This window comes from Streptomyces coelicoflavus (genome assembly GCF_045041415.1).
Lineage (GTDB): Bacteria > Actinomycetota > Actinomycetes > Streptomycetales > Streptomycetaceae > Streptomyces > Streptomyces coelicoflavus.
In genome coordinates this window covers 5,999,484-6,024,680 of record NZ_CP108218.1, presented here as the reverse complement: position 1 = coordinate 6,024,680, position 25,197 = coordinate 5,999,484, and the positions used below count along the sequence as shown (strand labels likewise).

General features: G+C 71.8%; 18 protein-coding genes. 9 read left to right on the top strand and 9 right to left on the bottom strand.

All coding sequences use genetic code 11. The features are described from left to right. Positions 1-57: 57 nt before the first annotated feature. A complete protein-coding gene (locus OHA99_RS26955; protein WP_405698248.1) occupies positions 58-1,545 on the top strand; it encodes a DUF1996 domain-containing protein in 1,488 nt (495 codons plus the stop codon). An 84-nt stretch (positions 1,546-1,629) separates the two neighbouring features. Here OHA99_RS26955 and OHA99_RS26950 read toward each other — a convergent pair whose 3' ends face one another. Further along, positions 1,630-2,067: a hypothetical protein gene (locus tag OHA99_RS26950; RefSeq protein WP_153180188.1), complete on the bottom strand. Its 438-nt coding sequence runs from the start codon at positions 2,065-2,067 to the stop codon at positions 1,630-1,632. A gap of 135 nt (positions 2,068-2,202) precedes the next feature. Between OHA99_RS26950 and OHA99_RS26945 the strand changes: the two genes are divergently transcribed. From OHA99_RS26945 to OHA99_RS26925, 5 genes are all read left to right on the top strand, one after another. Continuing rightward, the gene (locus OHA99_RS26945) at positions 2,203-2,715 is read left to right on the top strand and encodes a tetratricopeptide repeat protein (protein WP_042826023.1); all 513 of its coding nucleotides are present in this window, start codon (positions 2,203-2,205) and stop codon (positions 2,713-2,715) included. A 61-nt stretch (positions 2,716-2,776) separates the two neighbouring features. Further along, entirely contained in the window at positions 2,777-4,708 is a 1,932-nt protein-coding gene (locus OHA99_RS26940; RefSeq protein WP_266571910.1) for a hypothetical protein, read from the top strand. Between the two features lie 98 nt (positions 4,709-4,806). Next, positions 4,807-5,898: a PDR/VanB family oxidoreductase gene (locus OHA99_RS26935; protein WP_405698247.1), complete on the top strand. Its 1,092-nt coding sequence runs from the start codon at positions 4,807-4,809 to the stop codon at positions 5,896-5,898. Between the two features lie 56 nt (positions 5,899-5,954). After that, positions 5,955-6,647, top strand: a complete 693-nt coding sequence (locus OHA99_RS26930; protein ID WP_153180185.1) for a TetR/AcrR family transcriptional regulator — start codon at positions 5,955-5,957, stop codon at positions 6,645-6,647. After that, the gene (locus OHA99_RS26925) at positions 6,644-7,084 is read left to right on the top strand and encodes a hypothetical protein (protein ID WP_153180184.1); all 441 of its coding nucleotides are present in this window, start codon (positions 6,644-6,646) and stop codon (positions 7,082-7,084) included. Before OHA99_RS26930 ends, OHA99_RS26925 begins: the two co-directional genes overlap by 4 nt. Before the next feature lie 27 nt (positions 7,085-7,111). Here OHA99_RS26925 and OHA99_RS26920 read toward each other — a convergent pair whose 3' ends face one another. The 3 genes from OHA99_RS26920 to OHA99_RS26910 form a co-directional block, all read right to left on the bottom strand. Beyond that, a complete protein-coding gene (locus tag OHA99_RS26920) occupies positions 7,112-7,471 on the bottom strand; it encodes a 5-carboxymethyl-2-hydroxymuconate Delta-isomerase (protein ID WP_007388378.1) in 360 nt (119 codons plus the stop codon). Between the two features lie 56 nt (positions 7,472-7,527). Then, complete coding sequence (gene pulA / locus OHA99_RS26915) at positions 7,528-12,942, bottom strand: pullulanase-type alpha-1,6-glucosidase (RefSeq protein WP_405698246.1); 5,415 nt, start codon at positions 12,940-12,942, stop codon at positions 7,528-7,530. A 149-nt stretch (positions 12,943-13,091) separates the two neighbouring features. After that, on the bottom strand, positions 13,092-13,811 hold the full coding sequence (locus OHA99_RS26910; protein WP_405698245.1) for a hypothetical protein: 720 nt from the start codon (positions 13,809-13,811) through the stop codon (positions 13,092-13,094). A gap of 440 nt (positions 13,812-14,251) precedes the next feature. On the opposite strand from OHA99_RS26910, the gene OHA99_RS26905 reads away from it, so the two are divergent. After that, positions 14,252-14,431, top strand: coding sequence for a hypothetical protein (locus OHA99_RS26905; protein WP_405698243.1), 180 nt, complete (start codon positions 14,252-14,254; stop codon positions 14,429-14,431). Between the two features lie 66 nt (positions 14,432-14,497). On the opposite strand, the gene OHA99_RS26900 is transcribed toward OHA99_RS26905, so the two are convergent. The 4 genes from OHA99_RS26900 to OHA99_RS26885 all read right to left on the bottom strand — a co-directional run bounded on the left by OHA99_RS26900 (position 14,498) and on the right by OHA99_RS26885 (position 19,622). After that, on the bottom strand, positions 14,498-16,180 hold the full coding sequence (locus tag OHA99_RS26900; RefSeq protein ID WP_381500451.1) for a glycoside hydrolase family 13 protein: 1,683 nt from the start codon (positions 16,178-16,180) through the stop codon (positions 14,498-14,500). 126 nt (positions 16,181-16,306) lie between these two features. After that, the gene (locus OHA99_RS26895; RefSeq protein ID WP_007388382.1) at positions 16,307-17,218 is read right to left on the bottom strand and encodes a sugar ABC transporter permease; all 912 of its coding nucleotides are present in this window, start codon (positions 17,216-17,218) and stop codon (positions 16,307-16,309) included. Between the two features lie 13 nt (positions 17,219-17,231). Further along, positions 17,232-18,236 carry a carbohydrate ABC transporter permease gene (locus tag OHA99_RS26890; protein ID WP_153180179.1) on the bottom strand — a complete coding sequence of 335 codons (1,005 nt, stop codon included), beginning with the start codon at positions 18,234-18,236 and terminating at the stop codon, positions 17,232-17,234. Positions 18,237-18,350: 114 nt separating this feature from the next. Further along, positions 18,351-19,622 (bottom strand): extracellular solute-binding protein, encoded by a 1,272-nt coding sequence (locus tag OHA99_RS26885; RefSeq protein ID WP_405698239.1) that lies wholly within the window; start codon positions 19,620-19,622, stop codon positions 18,351-18,353. A 391-nt stretch (positions 19,623-20,013) separates the two neighbouring features. On the opposite strand from OHA99_RS26885, the gene OHA99_RS26880 reads away from it, so the two are divergent. Together OHA99_RS26880 and OHA99_RS26875 are read left to right on the top strand one after the other, a co-directional pair. Beyond that, complete coding sequence (locus OHA99_RS26880) at positions 20,014-21,048, top strand: LacI family DNA-binding transcriptional regulator (RefSeq protein WP_042822189.1); 1,035 nt, start codon at positions 20,014-20,016, stop codon at positions 21,046-21,048. A gap of 99 nt (positions 21,049-21,147) precedes the next feature. Further along, a complete protein-coding gene (locus OHA99_RS26875; RefSeq protein WP_381500448.1) occupies positions 21,148-22,014 on the top strand; it encodes a phosphatase PAP2 family protein in 867 nt (288 codons plus the stop codon). Between the two features lie 114 nt (positions 22,015-22,128). On the opposite strand, the gene OHA99_RS26870 is transcribed toward OHA99_RS26875, so the two are convergent. Then, a complete protein-coding gene (locus OHA99_RS26870) occupies positions 22,129-25,140 on the bottom strand; it encodes a bifunctional [glutamine synthetase] adenylyltransferase/[glutamine synthetase]-adenylyl-L-tyrosine phosphorylase (RefSeq protein ID WP_153180176.1) in 3,012 nt (1,003 codons plus the stop codon). Positions 25,141-25,197: the final 57 nt, after the last annotated feature.

Below are 25,197 nucleotides of genomic sequence, written 5' to 3'. Positions count from 1 at the left end.
CGGGCGCCCTCGATGCCCCGCAAGCGATGCCTCCGCAAGGAAGTTCAGAGGAGTTCCATGGGACGCAACACGAGAAAACGCCGTATGCCGCTGGCCACCAAGATCGTTGCCGGGGCGGCGGCCCTGACGGTCGGCGGGGGCGGGCTGGTCTGGGCCAACTTCTACGCTTCGGCGCACGAGGATCATTCGGGCCACAACCGGACCCGGTCGGCCGCCGCGCAGGTGGCGACGATCGACTGCCCCGACGTCGGCCAGAAGATCCGGGACGTGCCGGACCGGGCGCGCGGGGAGGTGGACGGCGAACTGGCCACGATGGACAGCCAGATCACCAACGCCTACCAGCGCCTGGCCACCACACGGCGGGCGCAGGCGGGTGACGCGCAGTTCGTGCAGAACTCCATCCTCGGCCCGCTCAAGGACCGGCGGAAGGCGATCATCGACCGGATCCAGCTGGAGATCAACCGGGCCGGCGGCAAGGCCGACGACAACCTGGACGAGCTGGCCGCGTGCCAGGGCCGCCCCGCGGACCAGATGCAGAACGGCGGCGGCCAGAACGGTGACGGCCAGATGGACGACGGCCAGAACCAGGGCGGCGACGGCGACGACAACGGCAACGGTGTCGCGGGCCCGGTCGCCGACGACTTTGTCGACATCAACGACGTCCAGCCGAACACCCGCGACAGCCGCAACGGCCTGGCCGCCGACGGCGACGGCGGCTCCACCGGCACCTTCACCACCGACTGCGGCGTCAACGAGAACAACCTGTTCAACAGCGACAACCTGATCGCCGCCCCGGGTGTCGACAACGGCGCGCACCACACGCACGACTACGTCGGCAACCAGGACAACGACGCCTTCTCCAGCGACGAGGACCTCGCCAACGCGGACACCTCGTGCCAGAACCAGGGCGACAAGTCCACCTACTACTGGCCGGTGCTGCGCCTCCAGGACGGTACGCAGGAGTTCGACGCGAACGACCAGGGCGGTGGCGCCGAGGGCAACATCGGCAAGATCCTCAAGCCGGCCGAGGCCCAGATCAGGTTCGTCGGCAGCCGGCAGGGCGACGTGGTCGCGATGCCGAAGTTCCTGCGGATCATCACCGGTGACGCCAAGTCCTTCACCAACGGCGACGCCAACGCCAACACCTCGTGGAGCTGCTCCGGCTTCGAGGACCGCCAGGTGACGGACAAGTACCCGCTGTGCCCCGACGGCAGCCAGGTGCTGCGCACGGTCAACTTCCAGAGCTGCTGGGACGGCCAGAACATCGACAGCGCCAACCACCGGGACCACATGGCGTTCGTCCAGGAGGACGGCAGCTGTGCGAACGGCTTCCAGGCCGTCCCCCAGCTCCAGATCCGCCTCGCGTACGACATCCCCACTCCGACCGTCGAGAACGGCCAGGTGCAGAACCCGTACGCGGTGGACAGCTTCCCGGAGCAGTTGCACAAGCCGATCACCGATCACAACGACTTCATCAACGTCATGGACGAGGACCTGATGAACGAGGTGGTCGACTGCATCAACCGCGGCGAGGACTGCCAGTAGCGACGGGGGGTCGTTGAGCCGGGAGAGGGCCGGTGACGGAGATCGGATCCGTCACCGGCCCTCCTGGTGTTCCCGTGCGTCCGGTCAGCCGCCGTGTCCGGCGTGCTCGCCGTGCCCGGCCGAGTGCCCGCCGCCGTGCTGGACGCCCTGCTCCAGGGTCCCGCCGAGCCGGCCGCGCAGGTCGGCCACCACGTCCTCGTGGCCGACGGCGACCCATTTGCGGCCGACGAGGTAGTAACCGCCGTAGTCCTTGGCGGTGTTGATCCACTCGCGCTGGCCGCGGTCGGTGGCGAAGGTGGCGAGGACGTATTTCTCGTCGCCCTCGCGGCAGAGGGCCTGGCGGATGGTGTCGGCGTCGGTCTGCATGTTGGGGGCGCACTCGGCCTCGGCGGCCAGGTGTTCCAGGCTGCCGGTCGCCGTCTCGGGGACGGCGGCCCCGCCGTCCCCGCCGGCGCCGCAGCCCGTCAGTGCCAGGACCGCCGCCAGGGCGGCCGGCGCGAGCAGTGGTCGGGTCAGCCTCATGTGTTCCTCCGGTCCGCTGGTGCGACATGCCGCACGGAGCCCCGGCGAGGGGCTCTCGCCATCGGTACGGCTGCCGGAGGCGAAGTACTCAGTAACGCTGGTGCCCTTGTGCCGGGGCCGTGCGAGAGTGGCGTGGTGGAACAGGACTGGGAAGAGCGCGTGACGGCCGCCTGGGCGGCATTCGACGACTACGCCGAGGAGGACGCCGCCGACTTCCGGGCGGTCGTCGACGCCCTCGCCGACGAGTTGCCCGCGGGCGACCCCCGCGGCCTGTTCGAGCGGGCCTGCGCCTGGGACTCCACCGGCCACTCCGACCGGGCCGTGCCGCTGTACCGGGAGGCACTGGAGGGCGGGCTCGGCGAGGTCAGCCAGTACAAGGGGCGCCGGGCGAAGATCCAGCTCTCCAGCTCCCTGCGCAACACCGGGCACCCGGAGGAGGGCGTGAAGCTGCTCTCGCCGGAACTGCTGGCGCCGTCGGACGAGTTGGACGACGCCGTGCGCGCGTGTCTCGCGCTCTGCCTGTCGAGCATGGGCCGCGACCGCGAGGGTCTGTCCCTGGTGCTCGGCGCGCTGGCGCCCCATCTCCCCCGGTACCAGCGGTCGATGGCCAACTACGCGCGGCTCCTGGTGGAGCCGGAGGAGGAGTAGCGCGCCCTCGTCCGGCGCGGCCGGACGGTGACCATCGCCCCGTTCGCTCGTTCTGCTGAACGTGCAGCCACAGGATGTCGCCCCGCGCCCCGCACCGTCCTCCGCCTCCTCGGCCGACCCGGTCGTCGACGTCGAGCAGGCCGAGGCCGCGCTCGTCGAGCACTATCCGCGCCTGGCCCGGCTGGCCTATCTGGTGCTGCCGCCGGGCCTGGGCCGGGGCCGCCGTGTCCTGACCGCGCACGCCCTGGCCCAGCGCGCCCTGCCCCGGAACCGGACGACGACCCCGGTGATCCCGGCCCAGTCCACCGGCCGCCCGGTCGACCCCGGGTACGCGCTGGTCCGGCTGCGGGTGGTGCGTACGGCGCTGGAAGCGGGGCTTCCGCTGCGGCGGCGGGCGTGGCCCCGGCGGTCCCAGCTGCCGCCGCTGCTGCCGCAGGTACGGGGGCTCAAGCTCTTCCCGCGCTCGGGCGGCGCCGACGAACTGGCCCTGGACCAGCGGCTGTCCGCGCTCTCCGGTCCTGGCCGGGCGGCGTACGCGCTGCGCGGTCTGGAGCGGCTGTCCGAGGACGGGGTGCGCCAGGTGCTGCGTGCCGCGGGCGTCTCCGACGCGGACGCCGCGCTGCGGGAGGCCGACGGGGTGCCGGGGCAGTACGGGCTGCTGGACTCCCCCGAGTTCGACCCCTGCTCGTTGCAGGCCAGGCCGACCGATCTGCTGCGCCGGCGGCAGCACACGAGGGCCGCGCTGGTCGCCGGGGCGGCGCTGGTGGTGTGCGCGGCGCTGCTCGGCCTGCCCGGGGACGGCTGGGGGCCCGACGGTGCCGCCGCCCCGCCCTACGCGCGGAACCCGGCGGCCGAGGCGGCCCTCGACCCCGGCAAGCTCGGCAGGGTCGCGCCCGCCGCGTGGGAGACGTCCGCGCGCACGGACTTCTCGGTGTGGCCGGCGCGTGGTGACCTCACCGGCGACGAGGAGCTGCTGCGCCGTGCCCTGGCCGTCTGGGCCCGGCCCGGTGAGAGCGTGGGGGTGTCCGCGACGCCGGGCACCCAGACCGGCGGTCCGGCCGGTCCGCCCCAGCTGCTGTACGCGGGGAACGTGGACAACGCGCGGGTGGTGATCCTGCACGACGGTCTGCGCCTCGTCCGGTACGCCGAGCCGAAGGACGGTTCCGCCGGTGCCGCCCTGGACTTCGCGCGGACCGACGGGGCCGGCCGGACCACGGCGACCGCGGTGGTCCTGGGCCGGGCCGACGGGAACGTCCGCTATCTGACGGCCCCGTGGGTGACGGAGGTGGCCGCGCGCGATCTGGTCGAGCCGGACGCCGGTCCCAGGGAGCTGACGCTCACCGGCGGTGTGACGTCCCCGCTGGCCAGCCCCGTGCAGCAGCAGTCCGGCGCGTGCACGTCGTGGAACGTGCTGGAGCTGACCGACGGTTCGGACACCCGGGTGGTGACCGACCTGGGCGAGCTGGTGCCGGCCCGCCTGACCACCGGGCGCCCCGGTTCCGCGAAGGACGCCTCGGGCACGAAGGCGCTGGACGACTGGGCGCCGTACGCCTGTTCGCTGGGCGCGGTGCGCGGGCAGGGGGTCCGATCGGTGAACGCCTGGGAGTTCGCGGCGCAGCCGCTGCCCGACGGGACGGGGTCGGGGGACTGGGTGTGCACCCGCGCCGAGACCTGGCGCGGCGGAGGAGCCCGGGTGCTGGCCCAGTTCCGGACGCCGGGCGGGGCGCAGGGCGCGGTGGCGGCGAAGGCGCAGTCCGTGCCGGCCTGCGGCGAGCGGGACCCGCACGTGCTGGCCGGGGTGCTGTGGAAGTCGCAGGGCGGGCACTGGTACCTGCTGGCCGCGGGCAGCCGGGGCACGACGTCGATCGAGGCCACCGGCGGTATCAGCGACTCCGCCGACGGGAACCTGCTGACGGCGAAGGCCGAACAGGGCGCGCGGGCCGAGCTGAAGGGCACGCTGGACGACGGGCGGACGATCGGCGGACTGCGCTAGCCACCTTCCACGGCACCCGGGCATTCTTGCTGACATCGGCGTCAACAAGTATCGGCGGAAGGGTTCCCCGCGGACTTACCGCTCAGTACATTGACGCCATGTCTAACAAGCCTGTCCCGCTCATGGCACGGCTGCGGAAGCCGACGACCCTGCTCTTCGCGGCCGGCGCCGCGCTCGTCGTGGGCGCGGGCGCGGTGCGGCGCCGGACGTCGGGCTCGCCGCCCCGGACGAGGTCCGCCCCGCGCCCGTCCGCCTCCGGTCCGTCCCGCCCCCGCGCGCTGACGCTGCTGGTGACCGCGCACGAGCGGCTGGCCGACGGGGTGGTGCTGCTGCGCCTCGAGGGGACCGGACTGCCGTCCTGGGAGCCGGGCGCGCACCTGGACCTGGTGCTGCCGTCGGGCCTGGTACGGCAGTACTCGCTGTGCGGCGACCCGGAGGACACCTCGTCGTACACGGTGGCCGCGCGGCTCGTCGAGGACGGGCGGGGCGGCTCGCGCGAGCTGCACGAGCAGGTGCAGGAGGGCACGGAGCTGGAGGTGCGCGGCCCGCGCAACCGCTTCCCCCTGGTCGACGCCCCCTCCTACGCGTTCGTGGCGGGCGGCATCGGCGTCACGCCCGTGCTGCCGATGCTGCGGGCGCTGCCGGAGGGCGCGGAGTGGCGGCTGCTGTACGGCGGGCGGACGCGCGCGTCGATGCCGTTCCTGGAGGAGGTCGAGAAGCTGGACGCGGACGGCGGGAGGATCACCGTCGTCGCCGAGGACGAGGACGGGCGGCCCGATCCCGGCGCCTTCCTGGCGGGCCTCCCCGAGGGCACGGCCGTGTACTGCTGTGGCCCGGAGGGCCTGATGGCGGCCGTGGCGGAGCGCCTCCCCGACGGCGCCGCACTGCACCTGGAGCGGTTCGCGCCGCGCACGACGGCCGACGGCGACGGGGAGTTCGAGGTGGAGCTGCACCGCAGCGGGCGCACGCTGACCGTGCCCGGTGACTCCTCGGTGCTGGCCGCCGTGCGCGCCGAGCTGCCGAACACCCCGTACTCGTGCGAGCAGGGCTGGTGCGGGACCTGCCAGCAGACGGTGCTGGAGGGCGAGATCGACCACCGGGACGAGCTGCTGACCGACTCGGAACGCGGCGACTCGATGCTCATCTGCGTGTCCCGGTGCCGCGGTACGCGGCTGGTGCTCGACATGTGAACACCGATGTCCGGTCCGGCCCGTTCGGGGCCGGATTCGATCGGTAAGGTGTTCGTATGACTACCGGGGTACGCCGCAGAATGGGCGTCGAGGAGCGGCGGCAGCAGTTGATCGGCGTCGCGCTCGATCTGTTCAGCCGCCGCTCGCCCGACGAGGTCTCCATCGACGAGATAGCGTCGGCCGCCGGGATCTCGCGCCCGCTGGTCTACCACTACTTCCCCGGCAAACTCAGCCTGTACGAGGCCGCGTTGCAGCGGGCCGCGGACGATCTGGCGGCCCGGTTCGCGGAGCCGCGGCAGGGTCCGCTGGGGGCGCGGCTGCTGCGCGTGATGGGCCGCTACTTCGACTTCGTGGACGAGCACGGCCCGGGTTTCTCGGCCCTGATGCGCGGCGGTCCGGCCGTCGGCTCGTCGACGACCAACGCGCTCGTGGACTCCGTACGGCAGGCCGCGTATGTCCAGATCCTGTCGCACCTGGACGTCACCGAGCCGCCCGCGCGGCTGGAGCTGGTGGTCCGCTCCTGGGTCTCGCTCGCCGAGTCGACGGCGCTGATCTGGCTGGACGGCCGCCGCGTCCCGCGTGCCGAGCTGGAGAGGCAGCTCGTGCACGACTTCGCCGCGCTGCTGGCGGTGAGCGCCGCCTACGACGAGGAGATGGGCGCCCTCGTGCGCCGTGTCGTCGCGGACGAGCCGGCCGACGGCCCCTTCGCGGACCTGGCCGCCCGGCTCGTCACCCTGACCGCCCGGTGAACGCCGTACCGGCGTGGGGCCTGGTGGTGGAGACGACCGTGGGCACCGGGGAGCGCAAGCACACGGAGGCCCAGGTCGTCGGGCACGTCACGGGGTCGCGCCAGGAGGCGCTGGCGGAGCTGGAACGGCGGGCGCGGAGCTACTCCCCCACCCACCCGCTCAGCCCCCGGCGCCGTCGCCTGCTGCGGGTCGGGGACGGTTTCCTGCTCGTCGTGGACGGCGCCTGGCAGTCCTTCGTCACCCGGTTCACGGTGGCGGAACTGCTGGAGGACTCGGCGGCGCCGAGGATCCCCGAGCCGGAACCCGAGGCCGACGCGGCCCCGGAGCCGGTGGCGGAGGCTACCCCGCCCGCCCCCGCCGAGGCGCGGGAGCCCGAGCTGGACGCGGACGGGGTGCCCGTGCGACCGGCCTGGCTGGGCCGCCGCGACCTGCCCTGAGGCGCGGCGCCCGTCCGGCGGGGCCTCCTACTCGGTCTCGAACTTCCGGTACGACGGGTCCAGGTCGCGGACCTCGGCGGAGGCGTGCAGGGCGAGGCCGTCGCCCGGCTTGGCGTACTGCCGCAGCAGTTCCAGGACGGCCTCGGTCAGCCGCACCTTGGTCGCGTCGGTGCGGCCCGCGAGCAGCCCGAGCGTGACGTGCACGACGGCGTGCCCCTCGGTGTCGGGGCCGACCACGGTGTCCTCGGTGCGCCGGAACTGCGTCTTGCAGGCCGGCGGCTTCGCGGCCGCGATCTCGACGACGGCCTCGTGCAGGGCCCGCGCGAAGGCGGGCCGGTCGAAGTCGCCGGCGAGCCGCTCGGAGTAGTCGACGGTGATCTGCGGCATGAGCCCTCCCGTTGGCATGGACAGCAGGGCTCACCCTAACCGCAGACCTCCCGCCGTCAGCCGGCCCGCTGGAAGACGGCGACCGTACGGGCCGGCACGGTGAACGTGCCGGTCTTCGCCGTGTACGACGAGTCCTTCACCACCGGGTCCGCGCCCGCCGACTGCACCGGATGCAGCCGGTAGCCGGTCCCGGCCGCCGCCTCGACGCGCTGCTCCTGCCGCTCGGGCGTGGCGTTGAAGACGACGACGAGGTCACCGAGGCGCATGGTGATCACGCCGGGTGTCTCGTCCTCGCCGGAGAGCGGGAAGGAGAGCCGGGACTGCACCCGCGCGGCCGTGGCGAGGGAGAAGTCCTTCTCGCCGGTACGGATCCGCAGCAGATCCCGGTACGCCGCCGAGGCGCCGTTGATCTGCGGGCAGCCGACGCTCACCGCGCCCAGCAAGGGCTTGGCGTAGGACCACTTGTCCTGGTTGTCGGCGGCCGGCGGCAGTCCCCGGCCGAAGCCGTTGCCGTCGGCGCAGTTCCAGTGCAGGGCGTTGAACCAGTCGCCGCTGTCGTAGGAGTTGCGGTCCAGCGACTTGGAGCGCAGCAGGTCGGTGCCCGCCTGGGAGAGCGCCGGGCCCTGCGAGAGGGCGGCGGTCGCCATGGCGAGGACCTGCATGCGGGCCCGGTCGTCGGCGGACGTGTCCTTGGGCAGCTTGAAGGCGAGCGCGTCGAACAGGGACTCGTTGTCGTGCGCGTCGGCGTAGGCGAGGGCGTCGCCGGGTGCCGCCGCGTATCCGGCGGGGGCGCCGTTGTAGTCGACCTCGGAGCCCTTGACCTCCTTGCCGTCGGTGTCGGTGAAGGCGTAGTCGGCGAGGTTGCCGGTCAGCCCGACCTTGATCAGGTCCTGGTAGTGCAGGAGGCGGGCCTTCTGCTCGGCCTCGGTGCCGTTGGCCGTCGAGGAGTTGGGGTCGGTGTAGAGGCCGGAGGCGAAGCCCTGCACGCCGGGGTCCTCGTCGAAGGGGCCGCCGCCGCGCACGGCGTCGCGGGCCCGGTCGGAGAAGGTGGCGATGCCGGTGCCGGCCATGTTCTTCTGGGTGGCCTGGACGAAGCGGGCGTCGTCGGCGACCTCGCCGAAGTTCCAGCCCTCGCCGTACAGGATGATCTTCTTGCCGTCGACGCCGTCCTTCTTGAGGGTCAGCTCGTCGAGCGCCTTCCGGACCGCGAGGATGTTGGACTTCGGGTGGTGGCCCATGAGGTCGAAGCGGAAGCCGTCGACCTTGTACTCCTTGGCCCAGGTGACGACCGAGTCGACGACGAGCTTGCCCATCATGGCGTTCTCGGTGGCGGTGTTCGAGCAGCAGGTGCTGTTGGCCACCGAGCCGTCGGCGAGCAGCCGCTGGTAGTAGCCGGGCACGATCCGGTCGAGGACGCTGATCCCGGCCTGGCCGCTGGCGGCCGTGTGGTTGTAGACGACGTCCATGACGACGCGCAGCCCGTCGTCGTTGAGGGCCTTGACCATCTTCCGGAACTCGACGGTGCGCCCGGTGCCGTCCGGGTCGGTGGCGTAGGAGCCCTCGGGGACCGTGTAGTGGTACGGGTCGTAGCCCCAGTTGAAGGCGTCCTTGGCGGCGGCCTTCGTCACGCACTCCTGCTGCTTCTCGGAGTCGGCCGGGTAGGCGGCGAGGTCGCAGTCGGGCGTCGTCCGCTCGGACTTCTTCTCGGGGATGGTGGCGATGTCGAAGGCGGGCAGCAGGTGCACGTAGGAGGTGCCGGCCTCGGCCAGCTCGCGCAGGTGCTTGGAGCCGTCGCTCTTCTCGTCGGTGAAGGCGAGGTAGGTGCCCCGGTGGTCCGCGTCCGCCGTCGGGTCGGCGACGGAGAAGTCGCGGATGTGCAGCTCCTGGATCTGCGCGTCCCGCAGCGGGACGGCCTCGGGCTTGCGGTAGTGGTCCCAGCCGCGCGGGGCGAGGGAGCGGTCGTCCAGGTCGACGACGAGGCTGCGCTCGGAGTCGGTGGTCAGGGCGAGGGAGTACGGGTCGGTGACCTTGTTGGTGACGACCTCGCCCGCGGTGGGCGCCCACACCTTGACGGCGTACCGGTAGGCCTTGCCCTTCCAGGACTTCGGGCCGGTGACGGACCAGACGCCGGTGGCGTCGTCGCGGCGCATCCGCACGGTGCGGTCGCCGATCTCCAGCTTCACGTCCTGCGCGGTCGGCGCCCACACGGAGAGGGTGGGCCGCCCGTGCCGGAAGACCGGGCCGAGGTCGGCCTTGGTCGCCCGGTCCGCGTACAGGTCGTCCAGGGCGCCGGCGGTCTGTACGCCCGTCGCCGCGAGCAGGGCGCCGGTGGCGGTGCGCTGGGAGGCGACGACCTGGCCGCGCAGGGCCTCGCGGACCCGGTCGCGGTCGCGCGGATCGACGGACCAGGCGGTGTACTCCTTCAGGTGCGGGAACTTCGCCTTCTGGGCGTCGGTGAGCGCGCTCTTCGTGAGGCGAAGCCACTGCTGGTCGTCGCCGGTGAGCCGGCCGTCCGCGGCGGCGATGGAGCCGGTGCGGGAGGCGAGCAGCTGGGTGGAGGCGGCGCCCTCGGAGCCGTTCCAGGCCACGGTGTTCCGGTCGATCCAGACCGCCTTGGAGGTGGTGAGGTCGACGGCCGCCGCCGAGCCCGCGGGCTGCGGCAGCAGGTAGTCCTCCTGGCCGCTCAGCAGCCACACCTCGTGGCCGTCGGCCTTGAGGTCGAGGGCCTGGTCGGTGGGCAGGTCCTTCTCGTCGCCCTTGTGGACGATGTAGCTGAGGCTGCTCGCGCCCTCGGTGAGGGGCACCTCGAAGACCGCGCCGTAGGGGTCGGTCCTGACCGGCCGGAGGGGCTTGGCCCAGTCGGTGGGGTTCGCGGCGTCGCCCCAGACCTGCAGGCCCCAGCCGTCGTAGTCGCCGTCGGCGCGCTTGTAGTGCAGTACGGCCTTGGTGGTGTCCTGGGCCGGGTACTCGGGCCGCTCCGTGGCGACCTGCTCCTTGCCCTGCTCGATCCACACCTCGCCGGTCTCGGTGACGTCGATGGTGCGGTCGGCGGCGACGTCCTTGGTGCCGTCCTTGTCGATGACGAGGAAGCCGACGTTCGACGCGCCCGGCTTGAGCTTGACGTGGGCGAAGGCGCCGTAGGCGTCCCGGCCGGTGAACGGGTGGGTCTCGGGCCAGGTGGTCGCCTCGCCGTCGGCGAGGTCGCCCCAGGCGTACAGGCCCCAGTCGTCGTAGTTCCCGTCCGCGCGCTTGTAGTGCACGACCGCGTAGTCGCGGGAGGCGGCGGTGGGCACCTCCTCGGCGGGCGGCGTGCCGGTGGTGGACGCGGCGGTGGCGCTCGCGGTGCGGCCCGCCGAGTCCACGACCACCGCCTTGTAGCGCAGGGCCGTACCGGCGGGGGTGTCGGTGCCGATGGTGTGGGTGACCTTGTAGGGGGCGTGGTCGGCGGTGCCGAGGGTGCGCCACTTGCCGTCGCCGGTCTGGGCGGCGAAGACGACGCGGTTGAGCTGTCCGCCCGCGACGTCGGCGCCCAGCTCGACGGTGCCGGTGGCACCGGGGTCCGGGGCGCGGAGGGTGATCGTCGGCTCGGCGGCGGGCCGGGCGAGCCTGCCCGCGGCCTTGAGGACGACGGCCGACCCGGCCGGGACGGTGACGGTGACCTTCTTGTCGGCGCCGGACTTCACGTTGGCGTCGGTGCCGTAGAGGCCGCGGAAGGTCATGTGCGCCGAGCCGGTGGCGAAGGTGGCGCTCTTCTCGGTGTCGGCGTTGTTGAAGGCGACGACGTACTCGGTGCCGGTCTTCGCGTCGGTGCGGGAGAAGGCGTAGATCCCGGCGCCCTCGGCGGCGTACCGCTCGGTCTGGACGCCGTCGGCGAGGGCGGGGTTGGCCTTGCGCAGCTTGGCGAGGGCGCTGATCTGCCGGTAGAGCGGGGCGCTCGTGTCGTAGGCGGCCTCGGCGTGGGTGCGGTCGGTGCCGAGCTGGTCGTCGTCGAGGTAGTCGGCGGTGCGGGAGGCGAACATCGGCTGGCGGGCGTCCTTGTCGCCGCCGGCGCCGGTGAAGCCCTGCTCGTCGCCGTAGTAGATCACCGGGTTGCCGCGGCTGAGGAACATCAGCTCGTTGGCGAGCCGGTCCTTCTTCAGCAGTTCGGCGTCGGTTGCCTCGGGGTCGTCCTGCTTGAGGAAGGTCCCGATGCGGCCCATGTCGTGGTTGCCGAGGAAGGTGACCTGCTCGTACGCGTTGGCCTTGTCGGTCGTGTACTTGTAGTCGTCGCCAAATACGGAGGCGAGCTTCTGGGCACTGCCGCCCTGGGAGGCGTAGGCGCGGGCCGCGTCCTGGAAGGGGAAGTCCAGGGTGGAGTCCAGGCGGCCCTCGGTGACGTAGGGCGCGGTGACGGAGGTGTCGGCGGAGTAGACCTCGCCGAACATGAAGAAGTCGTCGCGGCCCTTCTTGGCGGCGTAGGCGTCCAGCGCGGTCGCCCACTGGGTCCAGAACTCCATGTTGACGTGCTTCACGGTGTCGATCCGGAAGCCGTCGATGGCGAAGTCCTTGACCCACCGCTGGTAGATCTTCTCCATGCCGCTGACGACCTCGGGACGTTCGGTCCACAGGTCGTCGAGGCCGGAGAAGTCGCCGTAGGTGGCCGACTCGCCGGCCCAGGTGGAGTCGCCCCGGTTGTGGTACAACGCCGGGTCGTTGAGCCAGGACGGGACCTTGAGGTTCTTCTTGGCGGCCGGGACCGTCGGGGTGCGCGGGAAGGAGCCGGGGCCCACGCGGGGGAAGCGGCGCTTGCCGTCCGCGTAGTCGGCGTCGTCGAAGGGCTTTCCGTCCTTGGTCAGGTACGGGAAGGCGCCCTTGGAGAGGTAGTCGTAGGACTTCTCCTCGTAGTCGACGACGTCGGCGGTGTGGTTGGTGATGACGTCGAAGAAGACCTTCATGCCCTTGGCGTGGGCCTTGGAGATGAGGTTCTTCAGGTCCTGGTTGGTGCCGAAGTGCGGGTCGACCTGGGTGAAGTCGGTGATCCAGTAGCCGTGGTAGCCGGCCGAGGCGTCCTTGCCGGTGCCCTGCACGGGCTGGTTCTTGAAGATGGGCGCCATCCAGATGGAGGTGGTGCCCAGACCCTTGATGTAGTCGAGCTTCTCGGTCAGGCCCTTGAGGTCGCCGCCCTGGTAGAAGCCCTTGTCGGTGGGGTCGTAGCCGGTGGCGAGCCGGGTGCCGGTCAGGCCGCCCTTGTCGTTGCGCGTGTCGCCGTTGGCGAAACGGTCCGGCAGGACGAAGTAGAACTGCTCACGCGTCAGGTCGTGGCGTGCGGCGGTCTTCGCCAGCTTCGCGTCGGACGGGGGCGCGGGCGGGGCGTCGGCCCGCGCGGCGAGCGGGGGAAGCAGGGCGGCGGCGAGCGCGGTCACGGTGACGCCCGCGACCCGTCTCACTCGTGCGGTACGGCGCGCGACAGGCACCGGCCATCTCGGTATCACAGGCGTGAGCTCCTTGCGAGTACGGCTCGTTCGGGTCCGACCCCGGCGAGACGGTAGCGCTGCCGCAAGGGTTGCAGCAAGGGTTGTGAAAGAGGCGGCAAGAAATTTCACCAGGCGGGGGTGCTGCCAAGGCTGGAGGTCTTGGTATGTCAACCGCGTTGGTATCTGGCTGCCATCGAGTGGAACACCTTCTTCGGTTCCCAGCGCCTCTCGTCGAGCATCCGGACGACGCCGTAGGAGCCAAGGTCCTGCTCCCCGGGCCTGCTGTAACCGGCGAAGGTGAACCAGAGCGCGGTGTCCACGCCTTCCTCCTCGAAGACGTCCAGCAATTCGGTGAGGTAGCGCCCCTGCTCGTCGTCGTCCGGGACCGCGCCGTGCGGCACCTGCCAGGCCATGCCGCCTCGTTCTCCCGCGCCCCGGTACGCACAGGTTCCGTACTCGGTCACCGCGACGGGTTTGCCGTGGGCGAGGTGCCCACGCAGCTCGTCACGGAAGCTGTCGGCGTTGTAGGCGGCCCGGTAGGCGTCGATGCCTACGAGGTCGAACGCCTCCCAGTCGACGAACTCCCAGGGAGCCGAGGCATAGGTGACCTTCCCTCCGAAGTGCGTACGGACGGTCGCGGCGATCTGGGCGAGGAAGTCGTTGAGGCGTTCTTGCACCGGTCCGAGGGAGGACCACCACTCCATGTCGGCGTCGGCCATGGCCCGCAGGCGGTCGCCGTAGGTGTCGCCCGGGAGGAAACCGCCGCAGAACGCGCTGATCTCGCAGCCGGCGACGAACACCACTTCGGCGCCGGCCTCCCGTACGGCTTCGGCCCGGGCTGCGCAGTCGGCGAAGAACGGGAGCAACTGGTCGCGGGGAAGGTCCACGGGAAAGGGGGCGAACCAGACCTCAAGGCCGTTGTCCGCAGCGTGCCTTGCAGCGACGCTCAACCGTTCGGGCTCTCGTCCCGAGATACGAACGGCGTCACAGTGGAGGTCTCCGGAGATCACCGCCATGTCGTGCCGGACCGTCTCAGGGGTGAAGCTCTTGCGGGAGAGGTCTTCCCCTGGGAGGAACCCCGTGTCGTAGTTGATGCCCCGTGCGCGCACGTCCGTGTCCCTTCACTGCCGTTGCCGTGTTCGAGCAAGTCAAAGCCGCGCTCGGGCTCCTTGGAGTGACGGGCGACCATGGCCCGGTCCTCCACCAGTTCGCCTGAGTGGTCCCCCTCCAAGTAGGCGACGTCCGCTGCGGACGCGAGGGCAGCCGTGGTGCACGGCGGAGGAGATCGAGGGGAGCCACGAAGACCATTACCCCTGGTGAGCGTAGCGTGGAACGCAGGAGGCGGGCAGCCGCGATTCAGGACGCCGGGGCCGCCCGGGACGAACTCTCCCTCGCGCTGGACGACGTGGGCGTACGCCTGCCGTCATGGGGACTGGACAGCGTCTCGCTCGCGAGCGACGACGCCCGGGTGCGCGAGGTGAACCGGCGGAGCGCGAACCGGCCGTGAGCAGGGGCGAAGGGCCCGCCGCTCCCGGGTGGGAGTGGCGGGCCCTTCGGTGGTCCGGAGGGAGCGTCAGGCCCGGGTCCACCACACCGTCGTGTCGGACGGGACCTTGGCCTCGCCGGCCGCCTCGGTGATCTCGCCGCTGGCCAGCAGGACGCGCCCGTACGCGGGCATCGCGACCGACTCGCCGGTGGTGTTGGCGACGCACACGAACTCGCCGCGCCGGAAGGCGACGACGCCCTCGGGGGCGCGCAGCCACTCGACCGCGTCGCCCGCGCCGAGGTCGGCGGTGGCGCGGCGGACGGCCAGGGCCTCGCGGTACAGCTCCAGGGTCGAGCCGGGCTCGCCGGTCTGCGCCTCGACGCTCAGCTCGCCCCAGCCGGTCGGCTGCGGCAGCCAGCTGCCGCCGTCGCCGAAGCCGTACGAGGAGCCCTCGCGGGTCCACGGGATCGGCACCCGGCAGCCGTCGCGGAAGCCGTCCTGGCCCGCGCCGCGGAAGTAGGCCGGGTCCTGGCGGACCTCGTCGGGCAGGTCGACGACGTCGGGGAGGCCCAGCTCCTCGCCCTGGTAGACGTAGGCCGAGCCGGGCAGGGCCAGCATGAGGAGGGTGGCGGCGCGCGCGCGGCGCAGGCCCAGGGCGCGGTCGCCGGCCAGGCGGATCTGGGTGCCGAGGCCCGCCGGGTTGGCGAAGCGGGTGGCGTGCCGGGTGACGTCGTGGTTGGACAGGACCCAGGTGGCGGGGGCGCCGACGGGGCGCATGGCGTCCAGGGTGCGGTCGATGACCGTGCGCAGTTCCTCGGCGTCCCAGTGGGTGCCCAGGTACTGGAAGTTGAACGCTTGGTGCAGCTCGTCGGGGCGGACGTACTTGGCGGTGCGCTCGACGGTGGGGGTCCAGGCCTCGGCGACGAAGATGCGCTGTCCGCTGTACTCGTCGAGGATGCGGCGCCACTGCCGGTAGATGGCGTGCACGCCGTCCTGGTCGAAGAACGGCATGACATCGTTGCCCAGCAGCTTCAGCTGCTCGTGGGATCCCAGGTCGGGCAGGCCCTCGGCCTTCACCATGCCGTGGGCGACGTCGATGCGGAAGCCGTCCACGCCCATGTCCAGCCAGAACCGCAGGATGGAGCGGAACTCGTCGCCGACGGCCGGGTGCTCCCAGTTGAAGTCGGGCTGCTCGGGCGCGAACAGGTGCAGGTACCACTCCCCCGGCGTGCCGTCCGGCTCGGTGACCCGGGTCCAGGCGGGGCCGCCGAAGATGGACTCCCAGTCGTTGGGGGGCAGTTCGCCGTTCTTCCCCTTGCCGGGGCGGAAGTGGTAGCGGTCCCGAGAGGGGGAGCCGGGACCCTCGGCGAGGGCGCGCCTGAACCACTCGTACTGGTCGGAGGAGTGGTTCGGCACCAGATCGACGATGATGCGCAGGCCCAGCGCGTGGGCGTCGCGGATCAGCGCGTCGGCGTCGAGGAGGGTGCCGAACATGGGGTCGACGGCGCGGTAGTCGGCGACGTCGTAGCCGGCGTCGGCCTGCGGGGAGGCGTAGAAGGGGCTGAGCCACACGGCGTCCACGCCCAGGTCGCGCAGGTAGGGCAGGCGGGTGCGGACACCCTCCAGGTCGCCCATGCCGTCGCCGTTGCTGTCGGCGAAGCTGCGCGGGTACACCTGGTAGATGACCGCGTCCCGCCACCAGTCGTGGCGCTCGGAGACGGTGGCGACGGCGGAGGTGGGGGCCGGTGCGGCGGAAGGCTGCTGGCTCATGTCGTCCTTGGTACGTAGCGGAGCGGAGCGGAACGGAGTCGGGGCGTCGGTGGCGGAAGGGGCGGCCGGCCGCGGTGCAGCGGGGTCGGATGGGCACCGCGGCCGGACGTTTTCCGGGGCGGGCGGTCAGCCCTTCGTGCCGCCCGCGGTGAGGCCGGTCACCAGGTTCTTCTGCACGAGGTAGAAGAACGCGGAGACGGGTATCGCGACGAGCACGGCGGTGGCCGCCATCAGGTTGCGCTGCGCGTCGTGCTCGCTGACGAAGCTCTGCAGTCCGACGGCGAAGGTGTACTTCGTGTCGCTCAGCATGAACGTCGAGGCGAAGGCGACCTCGCCGAACGCGGTGATGAAGCTGTAGAAGCCGGCGACCGCGAGGCCCGGCCGGGCCAGCGGCAGGATCAGCCGGAAGAAGGTGCCGAACGGGCTCAGCCCGTCCACCCGCCCCGCCTCGTCGATCTCGAACGGGATGGTGTCGAAGTAGCCCTTGAGCAGCCAGGCGCAGTACGGCACCGCGGTCGAGCAGTAGACGAGGATCAGGCCGAGGTAGCTGTCGATGAGCTGGAGCTTCGACAGGAGCTGGTACATCGGCACGATCAGGACGGCGATGGGGAACATCTGGGTGACCAGCAGGACCCACATGAGCTTCCGGTAGCCGGGGAAGCGCATCCGCGAGACGGCGTAGCCGGTCGTCGCGGCGACCAGCACGCCGATGACGGTGGTGCCCAGCGAGACGAGCAGCGAGCTCTTCAGCCAGTCGAAGAAGTTGGTGTCCTGGAGCACGAACGCGTAGTTGTCGAAGGTCATCTTCGACCAGATGCGGCCGGGGTGCAGGTAGTCGTTCTTGTCCGGGCCGAGGGAGAGGAAGACCAGCCAGGCCACCGGGAAGAGCGCGACGAGGCTCGCGAGGGTCAGGACGCCGTGCGAGGCGAGGGACGCGGCGCGGCTGCGTTCGCCGCGGCGGCGCACCTTGCGCGGCGGCGCGGTGGACGCGGTGACCTGCTCGGCGGGGGCCTTGGTGGGCGCGGTGCTTGTACTCATGGCGGCTCCTGCCTCAGTTCGCGAGCTGCTGCTCATTGCGGTTCAGCCAGCGGCGGTAGAAGGAGGTGAAGACGATCAGGATGGCCAGCAGCAGGATGCCGTAGGCCGCGGACTGCGCGAAGTCGCGCGGCTGCTGTCCGAAGCCGAGCTGGTACGCCCAGGTGACGAGGATCTGCGCGTCGGGGGCGGTGTTGCCGAACAGCAGGAAGATCACGGCGAACTGGTTGAAGGTCCAGATGATGCCGAGCAGGACGACCGTGGAGCTGACCGAGCGCAGACCGGGGAGCGTGACGTAGCGGAAGCGCTGCCAGGCGTTGGCGCCGTCCATCTCGGAGGCCTCGTAGAGGCTGTTGTCGATGGACTGGAGGCCGCCGAGGAGCGAGACCATCATGAACGGCACACCGCACCAGGTGTTGACCATGATCGCGGAGAAGCGCTGCCAGAAGGTGTCCTCGAGCCACGCGGGCGTCGGCAGGTGCAGCCAGTCCAGGGCGGAGTTGACGATGCCCGCGTCGGCGAGCATGAAGCGCCAGCCGAAGACGGTGACGAAGGTGGGCACGGCCCAGGGCAGGACGAGGATCAGCCGGTAGAGGGTGCGGCCGCGCAGCTTCTGGTTGAGCAGCAGGGCGAGCCCGAGGCCGATGAAGAAGTGCAGGCCGACGCAGACGGCCGTCCACACGATGGTCCAGATGAAGTGCGACCAGAAGCGGTCGTAGGCCGTCGGGCCCCACAGGATGTCGGCGTAGTTGTCCAGGCCGACGAACTTGTAGGTGGCCGCGATCTCGTTGACGCCGATGGTGCGGGCGCTGTTGAGGCTGTTGGCGTCGGTGAGGGTGAGGTAGAGGCCGTAGCCCAGCGGGTACAGCACGAGGACGCCGATCACGACGGCCACCGGCGCGATCATGGCGTAGGCGTACCAGTGCTTCTGGTAGCCGTCTTTCAGACGCCGGCCGAGGCCGGGCCGCGGGCTGCGGTCACCGCGGCGCTTGCCGGTCGCGCGGTCGATGGCGACTGTCATGGTTCGACACCTTCGGGAGCGGTCATCGGGAGGATCGGAGGATCAGGGTGCGGCGCACGGCCGGTGGCCGCCGGGTCCCTCCCCTGACGGTGGGGACCCGGCGGCCACGCGGACTCACTTGCTGAAGTCCGGCACCAGCTTGGCGATCGCGGTCTCGGCGTCGCCCAGGCCCTCGTCCAGGGACTTCTTGCCGCCGGCGATCTGCGGCAGTTCGTCGTCCAGCGGCGTCCACAGCGAGCTGTACTCGGGCAGCGCCGGGCGCGGCTGGGCGGCGGGCAGGACCGTCTGGAAGCCGGCGATGCCCGGGTCGGCCTTGACCTTGTCGGTGTAGGCGTCGTCGCGGGTCGGCAGCGTGGAGTTCTTCAGGGCGACGGTCTCCTGGGACTTCGCCGAGGTCATGAACTTCACGAACTTCAGCGCCGCCTCCTGGTGGGCCTTGTCCGATCCGGCGTAGACCGACAGGTTGTGGCCGCCGGTCGGGGCGCCCGCCTTGCCCGCGGAGCCGGCCGGGACGGTGGCGATGCCGAGGTTGTTCTTGTCCTTGAACGCCGAGCCCTTGTAGAAGTTGGTGATCTCCCACGGGCCCTGGATGATCGAGGCGACCTTGCCGCTGACGAACGCCTCCTGGATGTGGGCGTAGGCGTCCGCGGTGGTGTCGGCCTTGTGCAGGCCCTTGCCGTCGAAGAGGCTCAGCCAGGTGCCGTAGGCCTTCTTGGCCTCGGGCGAGTTGACGGTGACCTTCTTGGCGTCGGCGTCGACCGTGTCGGTGCCCTCGCCGTAGAGGAACGGCTGCGCGTAGTAACCGGCCGTGGAGGCCCAGTAGCCGTCGGCGCCGGTCTTGTCCTTGATGGTGGCGGCGGCCTTCTTCAGGTCGTCCCAGGTCTTGGGAGCCTCGACGCCGGCCTTCTTGAACAGTTCCTTGTTGTAGACGAAGGCGAGGGTGTCGGTGACCAGCGGCACGCCGTAGGTCTTGCCCTCGTACTTGGCCTGCTCGATCAGGTTGGGCTGGAACTTGTCCTGCTCGGCGAGGGCCTCGGTGCCGTCCAGCGGCAGGAAGAAGCCCTTCTTGGCGAAGGCGGGCGTCCAGCCGACCTCGGAGCGCAGCACGTCCGGGGCACCCTTGGAACCGGCGGCGGTGTCGAACTTGTTCTGCGCCTGGTCGAAGGGCACGTTGACGAAGTTGACCTTGACGCCCTTGTTGGCGGCCTCGAAATCCTTGACCAGGGCCTTGTAGGTCGGCGCCTCGTTGGTCGCGTTGGAGGTGTCCCAGTAAGTGATGGTGACCGGTCCGCCCGACTCGCTGTCGCTGTCGCCGTCCCCGCCGCACGCCGTCGCCGCCAGGGCGAGGGACGCCACCAGCGCGGTGGCCGCTATGCCACGCCGCATGAGTTCTCCTTGAGGGTGAAAGCCCGTGTGGTGCAGGGTGCGGGCCCGTCCGCCGCTCCTGCCGACCGCCGACCGCGTCCTTGCTGCCGTCGGGCGACGTGAACGTAACAGCGTTGAAAGCCCGGCGAAAGGTCTTGCAGCAAAAATGTGCAAGAGATCTCCGAAGTTATCCGGGCGTGACCTCTCGGCGACCGTCATGAGACGCTTGTTTACGGGGCCCGAGCGGTATCGGGCCGGTTGTGCAAGACTCTGCAAGCTCTTGCCGCCACTTTCTCGAGGGAGCGCGATGACGCAGCAGCCCGCGCCGGGCCGTCCGGCGGGCCGTCCAACAGGCCGCCCACGGCGCGCGATCGGTGTGCAAGGGGGCGGCCGACAGGTACAGTCCACCGGTGTGACCACACGGCTTGCCGACATCGCCGCCCAGGCGGGAGTGAGTGAAGCGACCGTCAGCCGCGTCCTCAACGGGAAGCCGGGCGTCGCCGCCACCACCCGCCAGTCCGTGCTCGCCGCCCTCGACGTGCTGGGCTACGAGCGCCCGGTGCGGCTGCGGCAGCGCAGCGAGGGCCTGGTCGGTCTGATCACCCCGGAGCTGGAGAACCCGATATTCCCGGCGCTGGCCCAGGTCATCGGCCAGGCGCTGACCCGGCAGGGCTACACGCCGGTCCTCGCCACCCAGACGCCGGGCGGTTCCACGGAGGACGAGCTGACCGAGATGCTGGTCGACCGCGGGGTCGCCGGCATCATCTACGTCTCGGGACTGCACGCCGACACCACCGCCGACATGCAGCGCTACGAGCGGCTGCGCGCGCAGGGCGTGCCGTTCGTCCTCGTCGACGGCTTCTCGTCGCAGGTGCAGGCGCCGTTCATCTCCCCCGACGACCGGGCGGCGATGAGCCTCGCGGTCACGCATCTCGTCTCGCTCGGCCACACCCGGATCGGACTGGCCCTCGGGCCGAAGCGGTTCGTGCCGGTGCAGCGCAAGATCGAGGGGTTCGTGCGCACCGTCCAGGAACAGTTGGGCCTGGCCGCCGAGACCGTGGAGAAGGAGCTGGTCCAGCACTCGCTGTACACCCTGGAGGGCGGCCAGGCGGCGGCCTCGGCGCTCATCGGGCGGGACTGCACGGCGGTGGTGTGCGCCAGCGACATGATGGCGCTGGGCGCGATACGCGCGGCCCGGCAGCTGGGCCTGGACGTGCCCAAGGACGTCTCGGTGGTCGGCTTCGACGACTCGCCGCTGATCGCCTTCACCGACCCGCCGCTGACCACGGTCCGCAAGCCGGTCCCGGCGATGGGTCAGGCGGCGGTGCGCACGCTGCTCGAGGAGATCGGCGGGACGCCCGCCCCTCACAGCGAGTTCGTGTTCATGCCCGAGTTGGTGGTGCGCGGCTCGACGGCGTCGGCGCCCGGCGAGCGCGTCCGGCCCTGATCCTGCCCCGACCCTCCTCCGGGTGCCGGCTCCTGGGCGGATGCGGGTCGGGCCGGCCTGCGGGATGATCGGTGGAAGACGGCTTTTCTGGCAGACTTCATGCCTATGGGTGACGCGATCATGAGGACTCGGGAACGCCTGGAGGACGACGTTCCGCGCCCCGTCACCGAGACGACGGGGAAGGGCCCCCTGCGCCGGCTCCGTGCCCCGCGCCGGCCCCGCCTCTGGTTCGAGATCCTGCTGATCGCGCTCAGTTACTGGACGTACTCCCTCGTCCGCAACGCGGTGCCGGAACAGCGGACGGCGGCGCTGCGCAACGCCGACTGGATCTGGCGCGTCGAGCAGCAGCTCGGCATCGCCGTCGAGGAGACCGTCAACCACGCCGTCAACTCGGTCACTTGGCTCGTCGTCGGCATGAACTACTACTACGCCACGCTGCACTTCGTGGTGACCCTGGGTGTCCTGGTGTGGCTCTACCGCAGCCATCCCGGCCGCTACGCGGCGACCCGGCTGGTCCTCTTCGCGACCACGGGCGTCGCCCTGGTCGGCTACTACCTGTATCCGCTCGCCCCGCCCCGGCTGATGAACGGCGGCCACTTCATCGACACCGTGATGGTGCACGAGACGTGGGGGTCGATGGCGTCGGGGGACCTGAAGAACATGTCCAACCAGTACGCCGCGATGCCGTCGATGCACATCGGGTGGTCGGTGTGGTGCGGGCTGACGATCTTCGCGCTGGCCTCTGTGCCGTGGGTGCGGGTGCTGGGGCTGGTGTATCCGGCGCTGACGCTGGTGGTGATCGTGGCCACGGCGAACCACTTCTGGCTGGACGCGGTGGGGGGTGTGGCGTGTCTGGCGTTCGGGTTCGGGATGGCATTCGTCCTGTACGGGAGGTTGCCTTACGCGTTGCCCCGGGTGGTGCCGGTCGCCGCACGGCGGAGGGTGTGGTTGCCGGGGCGGGCGTAGCTGCGGGCAGTCGTGCCGCTGGGGCGGCACGGGTGGGCGCAGCGGCACCCCGCAACGCCGGGCTGCGCGACCCACGGCCCCGGCAGCAGGCGCGGGCGGCCGCGGCGGCAGCCGCTACGTGTAGAACAGCTCCTCCACCACCGTCCTCGCGCGGCGGGCCGTGCGGCGGTACTCGTCGAGCATGTCGCCCGCGTGGCCCGAGCCGTGGCCCAGGTAGCGGCCGACGGCCGCCAGCTCGCGCGGGTCGGTGGGGAAGGTGTCGCCGGCCCGGCCCCTGACCAGCATCACCGCGTTGCGGACCCGTGTCGCCAGCACCCACGCCTCGTCGAGCGTGGCGGTGTGCTCCTCCGAGAAGAGCCCGGCGTCCCGGGCGGCGGCCAGCGCCGTGCGCGTCCCCGTGGTCCGCAGCCCGGCGATCTCGTGCCCGTGCCGGAGCTGCATCAGCTGCACGGTCCACTCCACGTCGGAGAGCCCGCCGGGACCCAGTTTGGCGTGCAGCTTGGGGTCCGCGCCGCGCGGCAGCCGCTCGGACTCCATACGGGCCTTGAGCCGCCGGATCTCCCGCACGGCGTCCTCGGTGAGCCCGCCCGCCGGGTAGCGAAGGGGGTCGATCAGCCCGATGAAGCGCCGCCCCAGATCCTCGTCGCCGGCGACGAACTCGGCCCGCAGCAGGGCGTGCGACTCCCACCCCAGTGACCAGCGCCGGTAGTAGGCCTCGTAGGACTTGAGGGTCCGCACCAGGGGCCCGGACCGGCCCTCGGGCCGCAGGTCGGCGTCGATCAGCAGCGGCGGGTCGGCGCTGGGCACCTGGAGCAGGCGGCGCATCTCGGCGACGACCTTGTTGGCGGCGTCGCCCGCCTCCCGCTCGTCGACCCCGTCGCGGGGCTCGTGCACGAAGAGCACGTCGGCGTCGGAGCCGTAGCCCAGCTCGTGCCCGCCGAAGCGGCCCATGCCGATGATCGCGAACCGGGTGGGCAGGACGTCGCCCCACTTGGCCCGCACGACCGCCCGCAGCGTCCCCGCGAGCGTCGCCGCCGTCAGGTCGGACACCGCGCCGCCGACCAGGTCCACCAGGGCACCCTGGTCGGCCTCGACGGGCTGGGCCTCGGTGCCGTAGGAGCCGACGATGTCCGCGGCGGCGGTGCGGAACAGCTCCCGGCGCCGTACGCCGCGCACCGCGGTGACGGCCTGCACGGCGTCGTCGGCGCGACGGACCGCGGCGAGGGTCTCCTGCTCCAGCGGGGCCCGGCCGCGCGGCCGCAGTCCCCCGGCGACGCCGTCGCCGAGCAGCGCGACCGCCTCCGGGGCCCGCATCAGCAGGTCGGGTGCGAGCCGACCGGCGGACAGCACGCGGGCGAGGTTCTCGGCGGCGGCGCCCTCGTCCCGCAGCAGTCTGAGGTACCAGGGTGTCTTGCCGAGCGCGTCGGAGACCTTGCGGAAGTTGAGCAGCCCGGCGTCGGGGTCGGCGGAGTCGGCGAACCAGCCGAGCAGGACGGGCAGCAGGGTGCGCTGGATGGCGGCCTTGCGGGTGACGCCGGACGCCAGCGCCTCCAGGTGCCGCAGGGCGGCGGCCGGGTCGGCGTACCCGAGGGCGACCATGCGCGCGCGGGCCGCCTCGGGGCTGAGCCGGGCCTCGCCGGGGGCGAGCTGGGCGACGGCGTCGAGCAGCGGCCGGTAGAACAGCTTCTCGTGCAGCCGGCGGACGACGGAGGCGTGCCGTTTCCAGGCGCGCAGCAGCCCGGTCACCGGGTCGGTGCGCAGGCCCAGGGAGCGGCCGAGGCGACGCAGGTCGGCCTCGTCCTCGGGCACGAGGTGGGTGCGGCGCAGCCGGTGCAGCTGGATGCGGTGCTCCATGGAGCGCAGGAAGCGGTACGCCTCGTCGAGCTGGGCGGCGTCGGTCCGGCCGACGTAGCCGCCCGCGGCGAGGGCCTCGAGCGCGTCCAGGGTCGTGCCGCTGTGCAGGGAGGTGTCGGCCCGCCCGTGGACCAGCTGGAGGAGCTGTACGGCGAACTCGACGTCCCTGAGGCCGCCGGGCCCGAGCTTCAGCTGCCGGTCGACCTCGGCGACGGGAATGGTCTCCACCACCCGGCGGCGCATCTTCTGCACGTCCGGGACGAAGTTCTCGCGGTCGGCGGCCTGCCACACCAGGGGCTGGAGGGCGGCGACGTACTCGGCGCCGAGACCGGGGTCGCCGGCCACCGGGCGGGCCTTGAGCAGCGCCTGGAACTCCCAGGTCTTGGCCCAGCGCTGGTAGTAGGCGACATGGCTGCTGAGGGTGCGCACGAGGGGGCCGTTGCGGCCCTCGGGGCGGAGGTTGGCGTCGACGGGCCAGATGGAGCCCTCGACGGTGGTCTCGGAGCAGATCCGCATCATGTGCGCGGCGAGCGAGGTCGCGGCCCGCATCGCCTTGGTCTCGTCGGTCTCCTCGCCGCCGACCGGGCTCTCCACCGCCTCGCCCACGAAGATGACGTCGACGTCGGAGACGTAGTTCAGCTCGTGTCCGCCGCACTTGCCCATCGCGATCACCGCGAGCCGGCACCGCGCGGCGTCCTCGGGCGCGGCGGCCTCGGCGAGGGCCAGGGCGGCGCGCAGGGTGGCGGTGGCGAGGTCGGCCAGCTCGGCGGCGGTCTCGGCGACGTCGATGGTGCCGCACACGTCGCGGGCGGCGATGGACAGCAGGCAGCGCCGGTAGGCGACGCGCAGGGACACCGGGTCGGTGGCCTCGGCGAGCCCCCGTTCGAACTCCTCGACCCCGCGGTGCAGGTCCCGCGGCTCGTACGTCACCAGGGCCTGCCAGTCCCCGGCGTGCCGGGCGAGGTGGTCGCCGAGCGCCTCGCTGGCGCCGAGCACCCCGAGGAGACGGTCGCGCAGCGGCTTGGCCGCTATCAGGGTGTCCAGCAGCTCCTGGCGGGCGGTGGGGTCGGGCTGCGCCTCCAGGAGCCGCACCAGTCCGTGCAGGGCGAGGTCCGGGTCGGCGGTGGCGCCCAGCGCCTCGAGCAGGACGGGGTCGGCGCGCAGCTCGGCCAGCTCGGCGCCGTCGAGCAGCCGTTCGGCGGCCGAGGGGTCGGTGAAGCCGTGCCGCAGCAGCCGCGTGAAGGTACTGCTCCTGCGCCCCGGCGCCGTCATCCCGGCCTCCTGTCGGACTGTGCGGGCCGTGGCCCTCGGGATCAAGGTCGTACGGGC